Raw genomic sequence first — 18446 nt, 5'->3', positions numbered from 1 at the left:
GCCTCTACTCGGCGAAATCGCTATCATCGAATTCGAAGTCATCACTCGCGAACGGATCCGCTCCCAACTCGCCATCATTCACCTCGTAGCGACGCTGCTGCAGATAGGTATCGCGCAGGAAGCTATAACGATCACCACGAATCAAGGCCTCTTCATCCAACACGCTGGCCCGATAGTTGACCAGCTCGAGTCCACGCGCTCCATAACGAACGGCATCATCCTCGACGTAGGTCATCGGGTCGGTGTACCAATCGGCAGGCATACCGCCGGCATGGCGCAGCGTGCGGCCTCCGAAAACCGGTAGAACGACGAAGGGACCTTCGCCTACTCCCCATGTCGCCAGCGTCTGTCCGAAATCCTCCTCACGCGCCGTCCAGCCCAGTTCCGTGGCGGGATCCAGCAACCCACCCAGACCCAACGTCGAGTTGATCAGGAAACGCTTCGAGGCAACACCCGCATTCGTCCATTTCCACTGCAGAACGCTATTGGTTATGGTGCGTATTTCACCAAGGTTGGTGAAAAAATTGCCGACACCTGTCTGCACCGGATCAGGCGTGATGGTGTCGTATCCTTGCGCCACGGGCTTCAAGGCATACCGATCCAGTGCATCGTTGAATGCGAACACTCTACGATTGAAGGGCTCCCAAGGGTCAGCCGGGTTGGCGGTGGTCTGCTGAGACTGACTGGCACAGCCACCCAGCATCAAGCCTGCCGTGACAGCTACTGCTATCGCTTTCATTCGCTCATCCTGCGTACGATCACACTGCCGGCACTGTAGCCGGCTCCAAAAGAGCAGATCACGCCCAAGGCCCCCGACGGCAGATCATCGCGATGAAGATGAAAGGCAATGATCGAACCCGCCGAGCTGGTATTGGCATAACGATCGAGAATGACTGGCGCCTGCGTTTCTGTCGGCTCGAAGCCCAGCACACGACGAGCAATCAGGTCATTCATGTGCCGGTTGGCCTGGTGCAGCCACAGTCTGGCCAAGTCGTCGCCCGTCAGTTGCAATGACGCCAGATGCTCGAGGATCAGCTGCGCGACCAGGGGGCATACTTCCTTGAAAACCCGACGCCCTTCCTGAACGAACAGCTTGTCCGATGCCAACGGATCACTGTCGGTGGCCCGGTTGAGAAACCCGGCATTATTACGAATGGCATTGGAAAAGCGAGTTGCCAACCGGGTGCCCAGAATCTCGAAGCCATCTTCGACTCTCGCCTGATCCTGCGCTTCGATGACAATCGCAGTACAGGCATCGCCGAAAATGAAGTGACTGTCACGGTCGCGGAAGTTGAGATGGGCCGAACAGATTTCGGGACTGACGATCAATGCACGCCTTACGCTACCGCTGGCGATGGCATTGTTGGCGGTCTCGATCGCGAATGTTGCTGAACTGCAGGCAACGTTCATGTCGAAAGCGTAGCCACCCGTGCCGAGCGTTGCCTGCAATTCTACCGCCACGGCGGGATAGGGCCGCTCGAGATTGGAGCAGGCCACGATCAGCATGTCGATCTCGGCGGGCTCCACCCGGGCACGGTGCAACGCGGCACGTGCAGCCGTCGCCCCCATATCGCACTGGATCGATGCCTCGTCATTGCGACGCTGGGGCAAGCGTGGCCGCATGCGATCAGGATCGAGTATACCCTCGGCATCCAGCACGTAACGGCTCCGAATACCGGATGCCTTGAGGATGAACTCGCTACTCGAGTAGGCCAGCGGCTGCCTGTCCCCGCGTGCAATGGCGTCGGCATGCCGCGTGTTTTCTCGATCAACCCAGGCATTGAATGCCGCTACCAGGGCATCGTTGTCGATGGCGTGTTCCGGCGTGTAAAGGCCCGTGCCGGTAATCACGGCGTGATTCATGGTCGTCTCCTCGCGGTGGTCGTCGCCACCCATCACCGTCTTGCTTGGCTTCACTCGCTGCGTCGTCCGGTAATTTCCGACCAGCGCCGCTCCAGACGCTTGGCGGAGACAGGAAAACGCGTACCCAACTGCTGGGCAAACGACGATACGCGAAACTCCTCCAGCCACCAGCCGAACTCGACCAGCAGAGGATCTTCCCAGCCACTGCGCTGTTCGGCTTGTCGCCTATCGTTCCAGCGCGTCTCGAAATCCTGCACTTCCTGCATCAGCATCTGGTCACGCATGCGCTCACGCGGCGCCTTTTCCAGCCGGATCCTCGCCGCCTCCATGTAGCGAGGGTATTCCTTGAGCCACTCTCCGGCCTCGCTGATGAAACCGGGATGGACGAGGCGTTGCATCTGGGCCTTGAGATCACTGTATACCAAGGCCAGCGCCAGGTTCAGATTGCCTTTCAACGCCTGGGTCACTGCCAAATGTCCCTCGAGTGCCTTGAGCAGCGTCTCGACCAGAGTATCGGCATACGGCACCAAGTCCCCTCGCTTGTCGTTCAGGCGTTGATCAAAATCGCTGCGCGAGCGGGGCAAGGGGTCAAAGGCGATCTCGTGCAGGAACACCGCCGACACCAGATCATCGAGCAATTGCCTCTTGCTGCCCACCTTGGTGAACAACAGTGCGCAGCGATCCACGCCCTTGAGCTGCCCGATGGCCTTCGCCTGGGCAGGCAGACGCTGCATGGCCAGGCGCCTGACGCCCTGTCGATGCATCTCGCGCGCCTTGTCGGGATGATCGAACAGGCGTATCGACAATCCCTCGCCCTTGTCCTGCTCCGCCAGAGCCGGGTAGGCCTTGACATGAATCCCCGCCTGGCTGGTAGTGCTGGACTCGACCAGCGGCGTCTCGGGCAAGTCATCGACTTTCTGCTGTACGTCAACGGCGTCGCCCAGTGCCTGGGCGCCAGCGCTAGCCTCGGCATGGAAACGACGCTCCAGTACGGACAGGTCCCGCCCCTGCCCGAGTACCTTGCCGGTATGATCCACTACGCGGAGGTTCATGCGCAGGTGCGGCTCGAGTTGCTCGGTACGCCATTCCGCCGCTGACAGACGCAACCCTGTCTTGACGCGCAGGAATTCACCGAGCGCCTCGGTCAGCGGCACGTCGTCAGGGGTCAGGGCCTCAAGGGCCGCATCGACCCAGTCGGGAATCGGTACCACCTGGCGTCGCACCGCCTTGGGCAGCGACTTGAGCAACGCAATGCACTTCTCGCGCAAAAGGCCCGGCACCAGCCATTCGAGACGGTAGCGAGGCAGTTGCGGCAGCATTGCGGCTGGCACGGTCATCGTCACCCCATCGTCTTCGGCCCCCGGCGCGAAGTGATAGCTCAAGGGATAGCGCACGCCGTTCAGCACCAGCTCGTCAGGGTACTGGACGACACTGACATCCTCGACACTACGCGCCATGAGTGCCGTCTTGTCGAACCTCAGTACGTTAGGGTCATCACGCTCGGCCTGACGTCGCCAGTGTTCGAAGCCCTTGCCGTTGACGATGTCCTCGGGCAAGCGCTGGTCATAGAAATCGAACAGCGTTTCTTCATCAACTAGAATATCGCGCTTGCGTGCCCGATCTTCAAGGTTTTCCACCTCCTCGACCAAGGCCCGATTATGAGTGAAGAAATCGGCATTGGTACGATAATCCCCTTCCACCAGCGCGCGACGGATGAAGATTTCCCGCGCCTCGGCTGGCGCCACCGGACCGTAATGCACCTTACGCCGCGCCACGATGGGCAGGCCGAACAGCGTTACCTGCTCGAAGGCGACGACCTGGGCACGCTTCATTTCCCAGTGCGGCTCACTGTAGGAGCGCTTGGACAGGTGAGTGGCCAATGGCTCGATCCATTCCGGCTGGATACGAGCCACGTCGCGGGCAAATAAACGTGTGGTTTCGACGAGTTCGCCCGCCATGAGCCACTTGGGGTTTTTCTTGGCCAGGCCCGAACCGGGATGGATCATGAAACGCCGATTGCGGGCGCCGAGGTACTCCCGGTTTTCAATGAATTGACCGATGTTGGACAGTAGCCCTGCCAGCAGGGCCTGATGCAACTGGGCATAGTGGTGGCGACGCCGTTCCTGGGCTGCCGCTTCGTCGGTCTCGGCCTGGGCTTTCCCCGACGGCACGCCTGGTACCTCAATGTCCATGTCACGCAGTAATTGGCGTAGCTGACGGAAGGTGTCGTGCCATTCACGAACGCGCAAGTAATTGATGTAGTTATCGCGACACCAGCGACGCAGCTGGTTACCCGACAATTCATCACGCGCCAGTTCGAAGCCGGTCCAGAGGTTCAGCCAGGCTACGAAGTCCGAATCGACGTCGTCCCAGCGCTTGTGGGCCTGGTCGGCCGCCTGACGCTTCTCGGCGGGGCGCTCGCGGGGGTCCTGGACCGACAGGGCGCTGACGATAATCAGGACCTCGCGCAGGCACTCGCGCTCGGCCCCAGCCAGCACCATGCGCGCCAGGCGAGGATCGATGGGCAGCCGGGCCAGACGGCGCCCGGTAGCTGTCAGACGGTTACCCTCGTCTACCGCGCCGAGTTCGTACAGCAGGCGAAAACCGTCCTTGACGAACCGGGAGTCCGGCGCATCGACGAACGGAAACGCCTCGATGTCTCCCAGTTTGAGCGACAGCATGGAGAGGATGACCGAGGCCAGGTTGGTACGCTGGATCTCGGGTTCGGTGAATTCGGGGCGGGCGAGAAAGTCCTCTTCCCCGTAAAGGCGTATGCACACCCCTTCGGCAATACGCCCACAGCGCCCCTTGCGCTGATCGGCACTGGCCTGGCTCACCGGCTCGATGGGCAGACGCTGGACCTTGGCCCGGTAGCTGTAGCGGCTGATGCGCACCAGGCCGGGATCGATGACGTAGCGGATCCCCGGCACGGTCAGCGAGGTCTCGGCGACGTTGGTCGACAGTACGATACGACGCCCGCTGTGCGACTGGAATACGCGATTCTGCTCGGCATTGGAAAGCCGCGCATACAGCGGCAGGATTTCAGTGTGCTTCAGATCGGCCCGGCGCAGCGTATCCGCCGTTTCGCGAATCTCGCGCTCACCGGGCAAAAATATCAATACGTCACGCGGTCCACTGAACCAGCGTTTTTCACGCTCGATGGCCTCGATCTCTTCCACGGCATGCAGAATTCCCTCCTGCAGGGTGCGATCTTCTTCATCGTCCGCTTCGCGCACCAAGGGCCGGTAGCGAACCTCGACCGGGTAAGTGCGCCCCGAGACCTGCACCACGGGAGCTGGACGGCGCTTGCCCTGCTCGTCCGACGCGGCAAAATGTGCCGCGAAACGCTCCACGTCGATGGTCGCCGAGGTGATGATGATCTTCAGGTCAGGCCGGCGTTCGGTGAGTCGCTTGAGGTAGCCAAGCAAGAAATCGATATTGAGACTTCGCTCGTGCGCCTCATCGATGATGATGGCTTCGTAACGCTCGAGATCGGGATCATGCTGCGTCTCGGCAAGCAGGATCCCATCGGTCATCAGCTTGATCAGCGTGCGTTCGTTGGTCTGATCGGTGAAACGCACCTGATAGCCGACCTGCTCGCCCAGCGGTACTTCGAGCTCTTCGGCCAGGCGAGTGGCTACCGAACGTGCCGCCAGGCGGCGTGGCTGGGTATGGCCGATCAAGCCGCGCCGGCCCAACCCCAGTTCCAGGCACAGCTTGGGCAACTGTGTCGTCTTGCCGGAGCCGGTCTCGCCAGCCACCACCACGACCTGATGCTCGCGCAGCGCAGCGAGAATGTCCTCGCGCTTTTCCGCAACCGGCAGCGAGTCGGGATAGCGCAATGTCACCGGCAATTGACGGCGTGCCGCCAGAGCCGCCTGGGATGATGACAGCCGTGCATCGATGTCGCGCAATGCCCGGCCGATCGGCTTGCCGGCACGAACTCGCTGCCTGAGCCTTGCAATGCGACGCGCCTGATCGTGGGCATCGCGTAACAGGCAGGCGTCGAGACGCGAGCGGCGCTGGTCGAGTTCCTTCAGGGCCTGGGTCGGGGGTGAGGTCGGGCTCAATTCATCCTCGCATCATAAAAATAGCCTGTTCGCGTCGGCATGCCGGCGCGAACAGGCTATTGTACCGCCAGAGCGATGGCGGCGGCCAATCGGCAATCAGGCGTCGCGAAGCTCGCGCCGCAAGACCTTGCCGACGTTGGTCTTGGGTAGTTCGTCGCGAAACTCGATCAGCTTGGGCACCTTGTAGGCAGTCAACTGCTTGCGGCACCACTGACGCAGCGTTTCGGCATCCAGCGCCTCGTTGCGCGAGACGACGAACAGCTTGATCACTTCGCCATTGGTCTCGTCGGGGACCCCCACAGCACAGGCCTCGATCACGTCGGGATGCCCTGCCACGACATCCTCGATCTCGTTGGGATAGACGTTGAACCCCGAGACGATGATCATGTCCTTCTTGCGATCGACGATCCGTATATATCCGTCCTCCTGCAGCACGGCGATGTCACCGGTACGAATCCAGCCCTCCGCATCAAGCGTCACCGCCGTATCCTCCGGACGGTTCCAGTACCCCCTCATGACCTGAGGGCCTTTCACGCACAACTCCCCGGCCTCACCGAAGGGCAGAGCTTCGCCATCGCCATCGACGACCTTGACCGACGTGCCGGGCACCGGCTTGCCGATAGTGCCCAGTTGAATTGCGCGCGGCGGGTTGAAAGAGACCACCGGCGACGTCTCGGTCATGCCGTACCCTTCGGCTACCGGGCAGCCCGTAATCTCTTCCCAGCGCTTGGCGACCGGTTTGGTCAGGGCCATGCCACCCGAGATGGTCAGCTTGAGCGAGGAAAAATCCAGACTGCGGAAGTCCTCGCGGTTGCATAACGCGTTGAAGAGAGTATTCAGACCCACGAAGCCGGTGTATTTCGTGGTCTTCAACGTCTTTATGAATCCATCGATATCGCGCGGGTTGGGTATGAGGACGGTGTGGTTGCCAGTCTCCATCATGAACAGACAATTCACGGTAAACGTATAGATGTGGTAGACCGGCAACGGTGCTATCACCGTTTCACAGCCCTCGCCCAGCACATCGGAAATCACCGCGCGCGACTGCAACATATTGGCGACAAGGTTGCAGTGCGTCAGCATCGTGCCCTTGGCCAGCCCGGTCGTTCCGCCCGTGTATTGAAGTGCAGCCACATCCTCTTGCTGGCGCACGACCTCGCGGTGCTCCAGGCTACGCCCCTTGGATAGCGCCTGTCGAAAGCCCACCGCCATCGGCAACGAGTAACGCGGTACCATTTTCTTCAGGTGCTTGACCGCCGCGTTGATCAGCAAGCGCTTGGGAAAGCCATGTATGTCGCCGATCTGGGTGATCAGGACATGGCGAATCTTGGTACGCGCAATGACCCGCTCCAGCTTGTCCGCCATGTTAGCCAGAATCAGAATGGCCTTGGCGCCAGAATCCGAGAATTGGTGTTGCATCTCCCGCTCGGTATAGAGCGGGTTGGTGTTGACGATCACCAGGCCGGCACGCAGGGCACCAAATACGGCAATCGGGAACTGAAGCAGGTTAGGTAGTTGAATGGCGATCCGGTCACCCGGTTCGAGATCGGTCTCGTGCTGCAACCAAGCGGCAAAATCACCGGATAGTTGATCCAGCTCGGCATAGCTCAGTGTTTTGCCCATGCAACTGAAGGCCGGTTTATCGGCGAAGCGCCTGACCGAGGCATGGAAGACATCCATGATCGAGGCGTAATCCTCCAGCCCTTCGAGGGCGGGGCCGGAAAGGACAGGGGCATTGGCGTGCTGATTCATGGACTGTTCTCCGCAGTGAACCGATCGATATCGGTCTCTTGTTATCTCGAAATCGGTAGGGAAATGGCATTCGTCCCATGACTTGGACAGCGAATCCATGCATTAGTCGCACCTTATAACAAGCCCGGCCCACTGTAAAACGAACGATTGAAACAATCGTTCACTTACTGACCAGCGGAGCCTCAGCTGTCATCCGTGAGACATAGCGCGCCTGTATTTCGCCATGCCGCCATACCAGCATTTCGCCCGGCTCCATGCGGCACCAGCGCTCATTGTCAGTCAATGGTTCGGTGGCAATCACGGAGACCACATCATGGCAGGTGGTATGTTCGATGAAATCGACCACCATCTCGATATCGCTGAGCTGTGCCTTGCCGAAAGGCGCACGCCGCGTGATGTGGGCCAGCTTCGTCGAGCAGAAGCAATACAGGTAATACCCATCCGAGAGCAATAGATTGAACACGCCCAGCGTGCGCAGGTGCTCGCAGAGCTCGTGTAATGCTTCCCAGAGACGCTCAGGTTGTGCCGGGGGCGTGGGGAAACGTTGCCTCAACTCCCCCATCAACCAGCAGAATGCATGCTCGCTGTCGGTCGAGCCGACCGGGGCGTAAAATGGCAAGCCAAGCGCTTCCCAGCCCTTCAATTGGCCGTTATGCGCATAGCACCACTGCCGCCCCCACATTTCGCGTGTGAATGGATGGGTATTGGCCAGGCGCACGCCACCCACGTTGGCCTGGCGGATATGGCTGATCACGACATGCGATTTGATCGGGTAGTCACGGATCAAACGGGCTATGGGCGAATCGACCGAGGGATGCGGATCGCGAAAATCGCGGTAGCCCCCTTCCTCGTAAAAGGCAATTCCCCACCCATCACGATGCGGGCCGGTGCCGCCACCGCGATGCAGAAACCCGGTCAGACTGAAACAGATATCGGTGGGCACGTTGGCGCTCATGCCCAGCAACTCACACATGCGGTTCCTCCCGACGCACTGCGCGACGGCGATGCAACACGCGCCGACGCTGCACGATCAATAGCACAAGGACCGCAATCACGGCGGTCAGCCAGAACCAGGGCGCCATGCGGTGTTCCTGAAAGTACTGTTGCAGCCTGGGGTTGTCCTCCCAGAACTCCTGCGCCTGTTGCGGCAGTGCATTGGCTGCCCGGTTTAGTAGCGCACTGAAACGATCGGCCAGCGAGGGCTGCTCGGGGGGCGGCGCCTCCTGCCCCGGCAACGCCTGCCCGCTGAGCCCGTCGCCAAAGCCGACGCTTTCCAGGCCGGTCCCGGCGTCGGCGTTGAGCTGCAAGTCAGGCAAGTTCAAAACACGGGTTTCTCCTCCAAGCTCGACACGGGCAGTGAGCGTGATCGGCACGCTGACATTGGGATCGATCTGAGGCAGGACAATGCGCCAGCGCTTGGCGTCGACCGGTGCCGCCATGAGCGATTCACCCTGGAGCTGCGCCTCTATGGTGGTGTTGTCCACGTCGATATGTGGATGCTCGGAGCGCAGAATGACGCGCCCAGCCTCCTCATCGAGCCGGGCCTCGATGGCCGGCAGGATGTTGACTGCCTGATGCAACTGCCGAATATACCCCTCGCCCTCGGCTGTGACCGACAGGCGTGCATTGCCCAACGTCTCCAGCGATGGCAGCGTCCCCTGATAGTGCCCGTTTTCACGCTGCAGCGGCACGGCTTCGATGACATCGCCGTTCGTGGTACGCAACTCGGCGACAATCTCGAGCCCGACGGCCTGCTCTTCGGTCAACGGGGTCCCCTTGGACTCCATCCAGGCCTCGATTGGCGTCTGGAACCCCTGGTACAGGGTCGTGGGCAGTTCACGCGTGCGCAGCGTCAAGGATGAGTCGATATTGATGCGGCTATCGCCGCCGATCTCTCCTTCGATGCGCCATTCCCCGGCCTCGGGTGATGTCACGGTAATCACGTCGAAGCGATCCTGAGCCTGCCACTGGATAGACTCGGGATGATCCTCTGCACTATAGCGCTGCCCACCGGGTCCAATCAGCGTCAGTCCCGATTCGCCAGGCTCATGGAACAATAGCGCCGAGAAGGAATCGACCCGATCGTCGATGGTGAAGCGATTTTCCTGCAAAGGCACCTGATCGACCGGGAAGATGCGATCGAGCACATCGAGAAAGGCACGCAGCAGCGCTTCCGGGTTCTCCGCCACTGTGACCAGCCCGCTAGTCATCGTCGATAACTGTTCGACCAGTGACAGATCGACGCCGGGCGAAAAGGCGATCGTATGGATTACCACGCCCTGCTCGGCCAATTCAGGAGCTAAGTCCTCGAGCAGACGGCGCCGTGACGCAGCATCGGCGGCCCGCTTGTCGCCACGCGGTGCCGGTACGTCGACCACACCGTCAGTCAGCAGGATCAGATGCCTTTCCCCGGATGCCGGTCGAGCATTGGCGACCGTGCGAATGGCCTGCTCGATATCGGTATATTGCTGATAGTCGACGAGTGCGGGTTTCAATGCCAAGGCCCGCTGGCGCCAGGCCGGATCCACCTGAGTGGTGGGAAGGATGTTCGACACGTCGCTGCCAAACGTCCAGAGACCGCTGCTTACCCCGGATGGCATCAGCGACACCAGCAGCTCCAGGCCGCTCCCGCTCAACCGGTTGGGATCGTTCTGCTTCATGCTGCCGGAGACATCCACCAGCAGGCGTACATCGGGGCGCTCCTGGGCCCATCCCTGGCCAGCCCAGGCCAATAGCGATACGACTATCGCAGCGATCAAACTTCGCATCGAGTTTCCTTATCTTATCGACGGCTCCCGGCGATCCTGAGCGGCTCTGACCGGGTCACCGCGTTCCCCTGCGTCATCATTATCATCGTCGGCGCGACGTCTCAGCGCCGCCCATAGCATCACGCCCAGCGCCGCACCGATGCCTGCTCCCAGCAGCAGCAATGTCATTGCGCCTTGCATGGCCTCACTATCGTGCTGCAGGAACGCCACGCTGGATACCACGACGGCCGGCGCCAGGCCTTCATAGGTGGCCTGCCCCTCCAGCCGGGTCAAGGTGAAACCGGCAGGCACCCACACCAGGCCGGCCACTACTCCTGTAATGGCAAATTTCGGCAATCGCGGCAACCAACGAATGGCAAGGTAGCCAGTCAGCAGGACAACGAGCGACAATGCCACGTAGCACAGCCATAGCAATGGTATGGAATCGGATATTAGCATCAGCTTATTTCCTTGACTCATTTGCCCATCATGGTACACCGCACCCAATGAAAGCACAGCCGCCGATCCATTCGTCGAACATCGAATCACCTGTTGCCCGCTTCGCGCGTGCCGACGATCCCGACTGGCACTGGCTGGAAAACCGTGACGACCCCGAGGTTCGCCGTTTTCTGGAAGCCGTGAATGCGCAGAGCGATGAGACACTGTCATCACTCGAACCCTTGATGGAAGCGTTATATCAAGGCCATCTGGCGCGCCGGGAGCTGGCCGTCGACGGGTTGAAGACACCATTGGCACGCTACACCTACTGGAGCGAGACCGCGGCGGATGCCGACTATCCGGTGTGGTGGCGCCACCCTAACCAGCATCCTGACCAACGTGAGTGCCTGCTCGATCTTGAGCAGCGTTCCAGCGAGCATCACTATCTGGAGCTTGGCGATCTGGCAATTTCACCCGATGAAGGCTGGCTTGCCTGGACCGAGGATCGCCGAGGCGACGAATTCTTCGAGCTTAACCTGCGCCGCTTGCCCGATGGCGAGCCACACCGAATGCTGACGGACATTGGCCCCGAGCTGACCTGGGCGGAGGACAACCGGACCCTGCTTTTCACGCGCTACGATGCCACGCAGCGTCCCTCTAGCGTTTGGCGTGTAACCCGGGATGACGAAACGCCGACATGCATTTTCGAGGAGCCCGACCCCGAATTCTGGGTCGGCCTGGGCAAGACACGCTCGAAGGCTTGGCTGGTACTGGAAACTGCCTCCAAGGACACTTCAGAATGCCATCTGATACCAGCGCTTTCACCAGCGACTCCCCCGAGTTGCATCCGCCCTCGCGAGAATGGCGTCGAATACAGCATCGAGCATCGTCCCGGACACTTTTACATTCTGCATAACCGCGCTGCCCCGCACTTTCGGCTCGATGTCGCCGATGAACGCAACCCCGCCCACTGGCAGCCACTGCTCGACCATCGCCAGGACCATACCTTGGAAGGGGTCGATGCCTTCGATTGGGGCCTGGTGCTCACCGAGCGCGATCACGAACAAGCCCAGGTGCTGCTGCGCGTCCTGGCCTTCGATGCCCGACACACCATCGGCGAAGACCGCTACCTGCCTCTGGCCGATACCCCCTGCAGCCTGATGCTGGGCGATACCCCTGACTTTTTCTCGCGGCGCCTGCGCCTTCGCGAGGAATCCTTCACCTTGCCGGCACGTTGGGTCGAACATGACCTCGACAGCGATGAACGCAAGCTATTGAAGCGCATGCCGATCCACGGCAGCCTCCTTCCCGAGGCGCTCGTCTGCCGGCGCATCTGGGCCATCGCCCATGACGGCGAGCGTATCCCGGTGTCGGTAGTGGCTCGTGCCGACTTGCTCGGCACGCATCCTCTGCCAACTCTGCTCTATGGATACGGCGCTTATGGCGAGGTGCTCGACCCTTGGTTCTCGGTGGCCCGCCTCGAACTCCTCGAGCGCGGCGTGGCATTCGCCGTCGCCCATGTCAGGGGCGGTGGCGACCGCGGCGAACCCTGGTACCTGGCCGGCAAGCTCGAGCACAAGGAAAACAGCTTTCGTGACTTTCTTGCGGCCCGCGATGCATTGGTCACATCCGAACTGGCCGATGGGCATCGCATTGCCGCCTACGGTGCAAGTGCCGGTGGGCTACTGGTCGGTGCCAGCCTGAATCTCGATCCCGAAGCGTTCTGTGCCGCCGTGCTCGATGTTCCCTTCGTTGATGTACTGCGCACCATGGAGAATCCCGACCTGCCTTTGACGACAGCGGAATATACCGAGTGGGGCAACCCCGACGAGCCCGATGCGCGGCGACGCATCCATGCCTATTCGCCGCTCGATAACCTGGCCGCACGCCCCTACCCCAGCGTGTTCCTGCAGGGCAGCTGGCACGACTCACGGGTACCTTACTGGGAGCCGGCCAAGCTCTATGCCCGCCTCAGCGAGTTGGGTACGGCGCGTGGGCCGGTTCTGCTGCGTACCGACATGACTTCGGGCCATGGCGGCGCGTCGGGTCGCTTCAAGGCATGGAGAGACGTTGCCCGGCAAGATGCCTTCATACTCTGGGCGCTGGGCAAAGGCGAGCAGTGACCAGTTCATGAACGAAAAAGACCCAGCCATGGCGAGCATGGCCGGGTCTATCCGGCTGGGCCTTCGGGCTGGGTCAATCAGCTATGGGCAGCACGGCAATGATATGGTCTTCAAGCTCGTCGTCGGGCACGCTGCCTTCCGGAACCGCAAAGTGTGCCACGCCCACCCCGGCTCGCTGCACGCTTGCGCGATCACCAGTGACCAGCGGATGCCAGTCAGTCAATCCACGCCCTTCGTGCAAGCGCCGATAGGCGCAAGTGTCGGGGAGCCAGCGAAACGCCGGCAAGTTATCCAGGCTAAGCTTGGTGCAGCCTGGCACGCGTGAAAAACGGTTGGAGTAATCACTGCAACGACACTGAGCAATGTCCAGTAGACGGCAGGCAAGATCGAGGGTGACGACATCGCCACTGTCCTCATCTTCGAGCTTGAGCAGGCAGCACTGTCCACAACCGTCGCAGAGCGCTTCCCATTCTTCGTCATCCATCGACTCGAGCGGAAAACGTTCCCAGAATCGCTCACGCATCAGTATCTGGCCTGCGTCGGGGTACGATACAGATCGAGCAGATATTCTTCCTTGGCTGGCGGCATCTGCAGGTAGAATCCCTTGTCATCGATCGCCGCCATGATCCTGCTCGCCTCGGCACGCGCCAGGACCTTATCCTCGGTCAGGATCATCGTCATCACCGACACTGGCTTCCCAAAGCGTTCGAGCAAGGCTTCCGGCACATCCTGCAAGCCGTGACGCTTGTCCACGTAAAGATACATTTCATCCTTCAGGGGACTCTTGAAGATTTCGCAAACCATCTTGCGCATGTCAGTTCCTCTCGACTTCACTGGCAATGGCTTCCAGCGCCTTTTCGAAGGGTTCAGTAAGCAGTTCGCCCCGCCACCCATCGGGTAGCGGCAATGGCAATTGCTCCAGGTCGGCCACGACCAGCGCTTCGAGGTCACGCCGCCGTGCCAGTAGTTCCGGTGCAACACCCAGCCGATCGGCGGTCTCGCTGACGCAGCCCTTGAGCCGCTTCAGGCGACGCTTGAATGGGCCCGACATCGGCGAGGGCAAGGCCGTCGGCAGCGCTTCCGGCTCGAGATGGATCACTTCGCGTAGGATAGCCAGCAAGACGTCTCCCTCGCTCTTGACCAGGGTCGGCTTGACCCCTTCCACCTGTGCCAGCTCATAACGATTGGCGGGCAGCGACTCGGCGATGGAGTACAGCACTTTGTCACTGACCAGCCAGTTCCGCGGCATGTCGCGCTGGCGCACCTGGGCTTCGCGCCATGCCGTCAACCGCTGGTAGGCGGCAACCGAGCGCGGATCCAGCCGCCACAGCTGGCGATGCCGTCGATACCATTCTTCATCGTTTTCGTCACTGCGCTGGGCCTGGCTGACGAGTTCGCCACAGTCAGCCTCGAGCCATGTCAGGCGGCCCCTTTCTTCCAACGCCTGGCGCTGCAACTGCCAGATCGGCAGGAGATAGACCACATCCAGTGCAGCGTAGCGACACTGCGCATCGCTCAATGGGCGCTCAAGCCAGTCGGAACGCGTCTCGTCCTTTGGCAGGACATCTCCCGTCCAGTGTTCGACCAGGCGCTGATAGCCCATGGCCGGTGTCTCGCCCAGCATGCCCTGAGCCAGCTGGGTATCGATCATTGGCTGCACGATGACACCGGACCACTTGGCCAGCACTTCCAGGTCTTCGCTGCAGGCATGCAGCAGCTTGACCGGCCCTTCCCGGCCCAGCAGGCGACGCATGGCATCATTGGCTTCCAGCGCCTGGGGGTCGACCAGATATACCGTGTCGCCTCCCGTCAACTGGATCAAGGCAGGAATCGGGTGGAAACTGGACTCGCGGATAAACTCGGTATCCACGGCCAGGAACGACACCGTTGCCAGCGCCTCGCAGGCTTGGTTCAAGGCATCAGGGGTGTCCACCCATTGGATGTCGGGATCAACAGGCATTGCGTCAATTATCTGGTTGGATTCAGTGGCGGTGCGTCATTCGCCGAGAAACGGCTGACGCCCGTTGAAGGCCCGGCTCAATGTGCCACCATCGACATACTCCAGCTCGCCGCCCATGGGCAAGCCGTACGCAAGTCGTGATAGCCTCAGGCCGCGCTCGCGGATCTGCTCGGCGATATAGTGTGCGGTCGCCTCGCCCTCGACGGTCGGGTTGGTAGCCAGGATCACCTCTTCGACCCCACCCTCGTCGAGGCGAGCCTCGAGCTGATCGAGCCCGATATCCTCGGGACCGATGCCATCCAGGGGCGACAGGTGGCCATGCAGTACATAATAGTAGCCGCGATACCCCCCCGCGTCCTCGATGGCCAGCAGGTCCGCCGGCGACTCGACGATGCACAATACCGAGCCGTCACGCCGCGAACTGCTGCAGATCGAGCATAAGGCTTCCTCGGTCAGGGTACGGCAGCGCCGACAATAGCCAACATGCTCCAGCGCCTGATCGAGCACACTGGCCAGTCGACGGCCACCTTCCCTATCCCGCTCGAGAAGGTGCAAAGCCATGCGCTGAGCCGTCTTCGGTCCTACCCCAGGTAACACCCGCAAGGACTCGAGCAGCCGGTCGACGAGAGGCGAGAAGCTCATCAGAACGGCATCTTGAAACCGGGTGGCAGGTTAAGCCCCGATGTGGCCTCTTCCATCTTGGCTTTTGAACTGGCCTCGACCTTGCGGACCGCATCATTGACTGCGGCTGCCAGCAAGTCCTCGAGCATTTCCTTGTCTTCTTCCATGATGCTTGGATCGATCTCTACCTTGCTGACGTCATGACGCCCGTTCATCACCACCTTGATCATGCCGGCCCCGGCTTCACCCATCACTTCGGCTTGAGCGATCTCTTCCTGGACCTTCTGCATCTTTTCCTGCATTTCCTGGGCCTGCTTCATCAGGTTGCCCATTCCGCCCTTGAACATGCTGTCACCTCATAAAAGTCATGAATCACTCCGCTTGCCCCTGGGGCGAAACGGTCTGTACGAGCAGGCGCGCACCGAAAGCCTGTTCCAGTTGCTGGATATGCGGGTCATCGCGCAACGCTTCAACCGCTGCGGCATGACGCTCCGCAGCCTCGCGATCGCTTCGCGCCTTGGGTGTCTCGATCCCCTCGGGGTGCTCGGCAGGCTCTATGGTCACGCGCCGCACGATACCGGCGTCGGCCAGAGCCTGTCGTACCCGCTCGACATGCACCTCGGCATTCATTGCGGCCTGGCTCGGTGCCAAACGCAACTGCACTGTCTGGCCGTCATCATGGTCGACAATGCAATGTGCTGCCAGATTGCGCGTCAGACCAGCCAGGCTCAAGCGGGGAAACAGATCGAGCCAGGCGGCATGGTCGAGTGAAGTGGGACCCGGTTGCTGACGGGTTTGCAATGCTTCCTCATGCGCCGTCACCACGGGCGATACGTTTTCCGACACGGGTGCCGTGTCCCGCGGGGGGGCTGGCGGAGCCACCTCCTCGGGGAGGGGCGTAGTCGGCTCAGGAAGCGGCTCCGCCATAGGCTTCCCTACGGGCTCCACGTCGGCAGCCACGGGCAACGAAGCGTCGCCTTCGGCGGGGTTCCCCTCCTGCCGGGAAGCAACCGGCACGCCCTCGTCAGGGTATTCCCAGGGGGGAGGCGCCTCGGCGTGCCCGCTGCTGGCCGAATCGCTGGACACATTCATATCGTCTTGCGGCTCGGATACCGGCGGCTGCAGGATCGAGGCATCGGACGATGGCATTTTGGGAGCTGAAGGCATCGACGCCATAGCTTCCGGGACGGGAGATACTGCCGGTTCGGCTTGCCGGGGGGCCTGCACAGCAGGGCGACCAGGTGTCACCGGGGCGCCACCGGCAGCCGTGCCATCGTGCGTGGAGCTGTGCTCGCCCTGTCCTCGCAGCGGCAACGGTGTCTGCGCCGGTTTGGGTACGCCCTGAGGGCGGAAGGCCAGCATGCGCAGCAAGGTCATTTCCAGGGCGGTGCGAGCATCCGGAGCGCTGTCCATGTCGGCGCGACCCTGTAGGCCGATCTGGTAATAAAGCTGGACGTCTTCAGCCGTGAAGCGTACCGCCAACGTCAGGAGTGCGTCTCGATCACCATGTCCGTTGTCGAGGGCCTCAGGCACCATCTGGGCAATGGCCAAGCGATGAAACACGCCGGTCAGGTCGTCAAGCACCCCGGCAAAATCGGGCCCCTGCTCAGCCAGGCTGGCAATTTCCGCCAGCACACGCGCTGCATCGACCTCGGCCAATGCTTCGACCAGAGCCAGCAGGTGTCGATGATCGAGCGTGCCGAGCATGGCCGCCACATCGGCGCGTGCGATCTCCCCCTGCCCAAAGGCAATTGCCTGGTCCGTGAGACTCATGGCATCGCGCATGGAGCCGTCGGCCGCCTTGCCGAGCAGCCAGAGCGCACTATCCTCGAACGGCACCCCTTCTGCCTGAAGCACCTTGGCCAAGTGCTCCACGATACGCTCGGGCGGCATGTTCTTGAGCGTGAACTGCAGGCAGCGCGACAGTACCGTGACAGGCAGTTTCTGCGGATCGGTGGTTGCCAGCAGGAACTTGACGTGGGGCGGCGGTTCCTCGAGCGTCTTGAGCAGCGCATTGAAGCTGTGCGTCGAAAGCATGTGCACCTCGTCGATGAGGTACACCTTGTAGCGCCCATGCGTTGGCGCGTACTGCACGTTATCGAGTAGTTCCCGGGTGTCTTCGACCTTGGTTCGTGACGCCGCATCGACTTCGATCAAATCGACGAAGCGGCCATCATCGATTTCGCGACAGGTACCGCACTGGCCACAGGGCGACGAAGTCACGCCGCTCTCGCAGTTGAGGCACTTGGCCAGGATACGCGCCAAGGTGGTCTTGCCTACCCCACGGGTGCCGGTGAACAGATAGGCATGATGCAACCGCCCTTGGTCCAGCGCATTGACCAAGGCACGCTGGACATGCTCCTGTCCGACCAATTCATGGAAGGTGCGTGGGCGCCACTTGCGGGCCAGTACCTGATAGCTCATGCGGCGGGGATGTCCTCGACTCTTGGACCAGGCATGCCAATGGCAGCCATCGATAACAGTGAACGAAGCGATCTATTCTAAACGGCTTGGGGAGAGGCGAAAAGCGCGGCGGAGAGAGGCGGAGGCCTGAAATGGAGGCGGCCCACCAGCCACATCCCGGCACACGCAGCCACCACTACCGTTGCTCCCTTCCGGGCCTGGCGGGGTTCGCGGTTTAGCGTTGCGGGAGGACCGATGGGCCACCACAAACGCGCCTGAAGCTGTTTGCCCAGGCGACCACAAGCGCTTGTTCTTCAAGGCCTTGTGGAACGAGGCAGCACTATAACAGCCCAAGGGGGCACGATCAAGCCTGGAGGTTATGGCCATCCTGCATAAAGGCCTTACTTTTTATTTAACGAATAAAAGCATTAGAAAGATTTAACGAAAAGTTTGGCATTTTATTAACCTC

Annotated in this window: 14 protein-coding genes and 1 other RNA gene; 1 reads left to right on the top strand and 14 read right to left on the bottom strand. The window is 61.1% G+C overall.

All coding sequences use genetic code 11. The features are described 5' to 3' along the window. Positions 1 to 4 precede the first annotated feature (4 nt). From BM194_RS04830 to BM194_RS04800, 7 genes are all read right to left on the bottom strand, one after another. Complete coding sequence (locus tag BM194_RS04830) at positions 5 to 739, bottom strand: MlaA family lipoprotein (protein ID WP_092844247.1); 735 nt, start codon at positions 737 to 739, stop codon at positions 5 to 7. Next, a complete protein-coding gene (locus tag BM194_RS04825) occupies positions 736 to 1863 on the bottom strand; it encodes a beta-ketoacyl-ACP synthase III (RefSeq protein ID WP_092844346.1) in 1128 nt (375 codons plus the stop codon). Before BM194_RS04825 ends, BM194_RS04830 begins: the two co-directional genes overlap by 4 nt. 50 nt (positions 1864 to 1913) lie before the next feature. Continuing rightward, complete coding sequence (gene hrpA / locus BM194_RS04820; RefSeq protein ID WP_092844245.1) at positions 1914 to 5933, bottom strand: ATP-dependent RNA helicase HrpA; 4020 nt, start codon at positions 5931 to 5933, stop codon at positions 1914 to 1916. 96 nt (positions 5934 to 6029) lie between these two features. After that, positions 6030 to 7685, bottom strand: coding sequence for an AMP-binding protein (locus BM194_RS04815; protein ID WP_092844243.1), 1656 nt, complete (start codon positions 7683 to 7685; stop codon positions 6030 to 6032). 160 nt (positions 7686 to 7845) lie between these two features. Further along, positions 7846 to 8658, bottom strand: a complete 813-nt coding sequence (locus tag BM194_RS04810) for a class II glutamine amidotransferase (protein ID WP_092844241.1) — start codon at positions 8656 to 8658, stop codon at positions 7846 to 7848. Next, the gene (locus BM194_RS04805) at positions 8651 to 10453 is read right to left on the bottom strand and encodes a vWA domain-containing protein (protein WP_092844239.1); all 1803 of its coding nucleotides are present in this window, start codon (positions 10451 to 10453) and stop codon (positions 8651 to 8653) included. The genes BM194_RS04810 and BM194_RS04805 overlap by 8 nt, the downstream gene beginning before the upstream one ends. 9 nt (positions 10454 to 10462) lie before the next feature. Next, positions 10463 to 10891, bottom strand: coding sequence for a hypothetical protein (locus tag BM194_RS04800; protein ID WP_092844237.1), 429 nt, complete (start codon positions 10889 to 10891; stop codon positions 10463 to 10465). Between the two features lie 47 nt (positions 10892 to 10938). Here BM194_RS04800 and BM194_RS04795 point away from each other — a divergent pair, with 47 nt between their 5' ends. Then, entirely contained in the window at positions 10939 to 12993 is a 2055-nt protein-coding gene (locus BM194_RS04795; RefSeq protein ID WP_092844235.1) for a S9 family peptidase, read from the top strand. 73 nt (positions 12994 to 13066) lie between these two features. Here the strand turns inward: BM194_RS04795 and BM194_RS04790 are convergent, their stop codons facing one another. The 7 genes from BM194_RS04790 to ffs all read right to left on the bottom strand — a co-directional run bounded on the left by BM194_RS04790 (position 13067) and on the right by ffs (position 18235). Continuing rightward, positions 13067 to 13516, bottom strand: a complete 450-nt coding sequence (locus BM194_RS04790; RefSeq protein ID WP_092844233.1) for a YcgN family cysteine cluster protein — start codon at positions 13514 to 13516, stop codon at positions 13067 to 13069. Next, positions 13516 to 13806, bottom strand: coding sequence for a YcgL domain-containing protein (locus BM194_RS04785; RefSeq protein ID WP_092844231.1), 291 nt, complete (start codon positions 13804 to 13806; stop codon positions 13516 to 13518). The genes BM194_RS04790 and BM194_RS04785 overlap by 1 nt, the downstream gene beginning before the upstream one ends. A gap of 1 nt (position 13807) precedes the next feature. Beyond that, entirely contained in the window at positions 13808 to 14953 is a 1146-nt protein-coding gene (rnd, locus tag BM194_RS04780; protein ID WP_092844229.1) for a ribonuclease D, read from the bottom strand. Positions 14954 to 14989: 36 nt separating this feature from the next. After that, on the bottom strand, positions 14990 to 15595 hold the full coding sequence (gene recR, locus BM194_RS04775; protein ID WP_092844227.1) for a recombination mediator RecR: 606 nt from the start codon (positions 15593 to 15595) through the stop codon (positions 14990 to 14992). After that, positions 15595 to 15921, bottom strand: a complete 327-nt coding sequence (locus tag BM194_RS04770) for a YbaB/EbfC family nucleoid-associated protein (protein WP_092844225.1) — start codon at positions 15919 to 15921, stop codon at positions 15595 to 15597. Before BM194_RS04770 ends, recR begins: the two co-directional genes overlap by 1 nt. Positions 15922 to 15946: 25 nt before the next feature. Further along, complete coding sequence (dnaX, locus tag BM194_RS04765; protein ID WP_092844223.1) at positions 15947 to 17998, bottom strand: DNA polymerase III subunit gamma/tau; 2052 nt, start codon at positions 17996 to 17998, stop codon at positions 15947 to 15949. A gap of 140 nt (positions 17999 to 18138) precedes the next feature. Continuing rightward, an RNA gene (gene ffs / locus BM194_RS04760) (signal recognition particle sRNA small type) lies at positions 18139 to 18235 on the bottom strand. Positions 18236 to 18446: the final 211 nt, after the last annotated feature.

Source organism: Modicisalibacter xianhensis, assembly GCF_900113605.1.
Lineage (GTDB): Bacteria > Pseudomonadota > Gammaproteobacteria > Pseudomonadales > Halomonadaceae > Modicisalibacter > Modicisalibacter xianhensis.
The sequence above is the reverse complement of the archived record's forward strand: the minus strand, read 5'-3'. Positions and strand labels throughout refer to the sequence as shown.

Coding starts and splice junctions, on each gene's coding strand:
- BM194_RS04830 (WP_092844247.1), bottom strand. CDS start 739: ATGAAAGCGATAGCAGTAGCTGTCACGGCAGGCTTGATGCTGGGTGGC.
- BM194_RS04825 (WP_092844346.1), bottom strand. CDS start 1,863: ATGAATCACGCCGTGATTACCGGCACGGGCCTTTACACGCCGGAACAC.
- BM194_RS04815 (WP_092844243.1), bottom strand. CDS start 7,685: ATGAATCAGCACGCCAATGCCCCTGTCCTTTCCGGCCCCGCCCTCGAA.
- BM194_RS04810 (WP_092844241.1), bottom strand. CDS start 8,658: ATGTGTGAGTTGCTGGGCATGAGCGCCAACGTGCCCACCGATATCTGT.
- BM194_RS04805 (WP_092844239.1), bottom strand. CDS start 10,453: ATGCGAAGTTTGATCGCTGCGATAGTCGTATCGCTATTGGCCTGGGCT.
- BM194_RS04800 (WP_092844237.1), bottom strand. CDS start 10,891: ATGCTAATATCCGATTCCATACCATTGCTATGGCTGTGCTACGTGGCA.
- BM194_RS04795 (WP_092844235.1), top strand. CDS start 10,939: ATGAAAGCACAGCCGCCGATCCATTCGTCGAACATCGAATCACCTGTT.
- BM194_RS04790 (WP_092844233.1), bottom strand. CDS start 13,516: ATGCGTGAGCGATTCTGGGAACGTTTTCCGCTCGAGTCGATGGATGAC.
- BM194_RS04785 (WP_092844231.1), bottom strand. CDS start 13,806: ATGCGCAAGATGGTTTGCGAAATCTTCAAGAGTCCCCTGAAGGATGAA.
- rnd (WP_092844229.1), bottom strand. CDS start 14,953: ATGCCTGTTGATCCCGACATCCAATGGGTGGACACCCCTGATGCCTTG.
- recR (WP_092844227.1), bottom strand. CDS start 15,595: ATGAGCTTCTCGCCTCTCGTCGACCGGCTGCTCGAGTCCTTGCGGGTG.
- BM194_RS04770 (WP_092844225.1), bottom strand. CDS start 15,921: ATGTTCAAGGGCGGAATGGGCAACCTGATGAAGCAGGCCCAGGAAATG.
- dnaX (WP_092844223.1), bottom strand. CDS start 17,998: ATGAGCTATCAGGTACTGGCCCGCAAGTGGCGCCCACGCACCTTCCAT.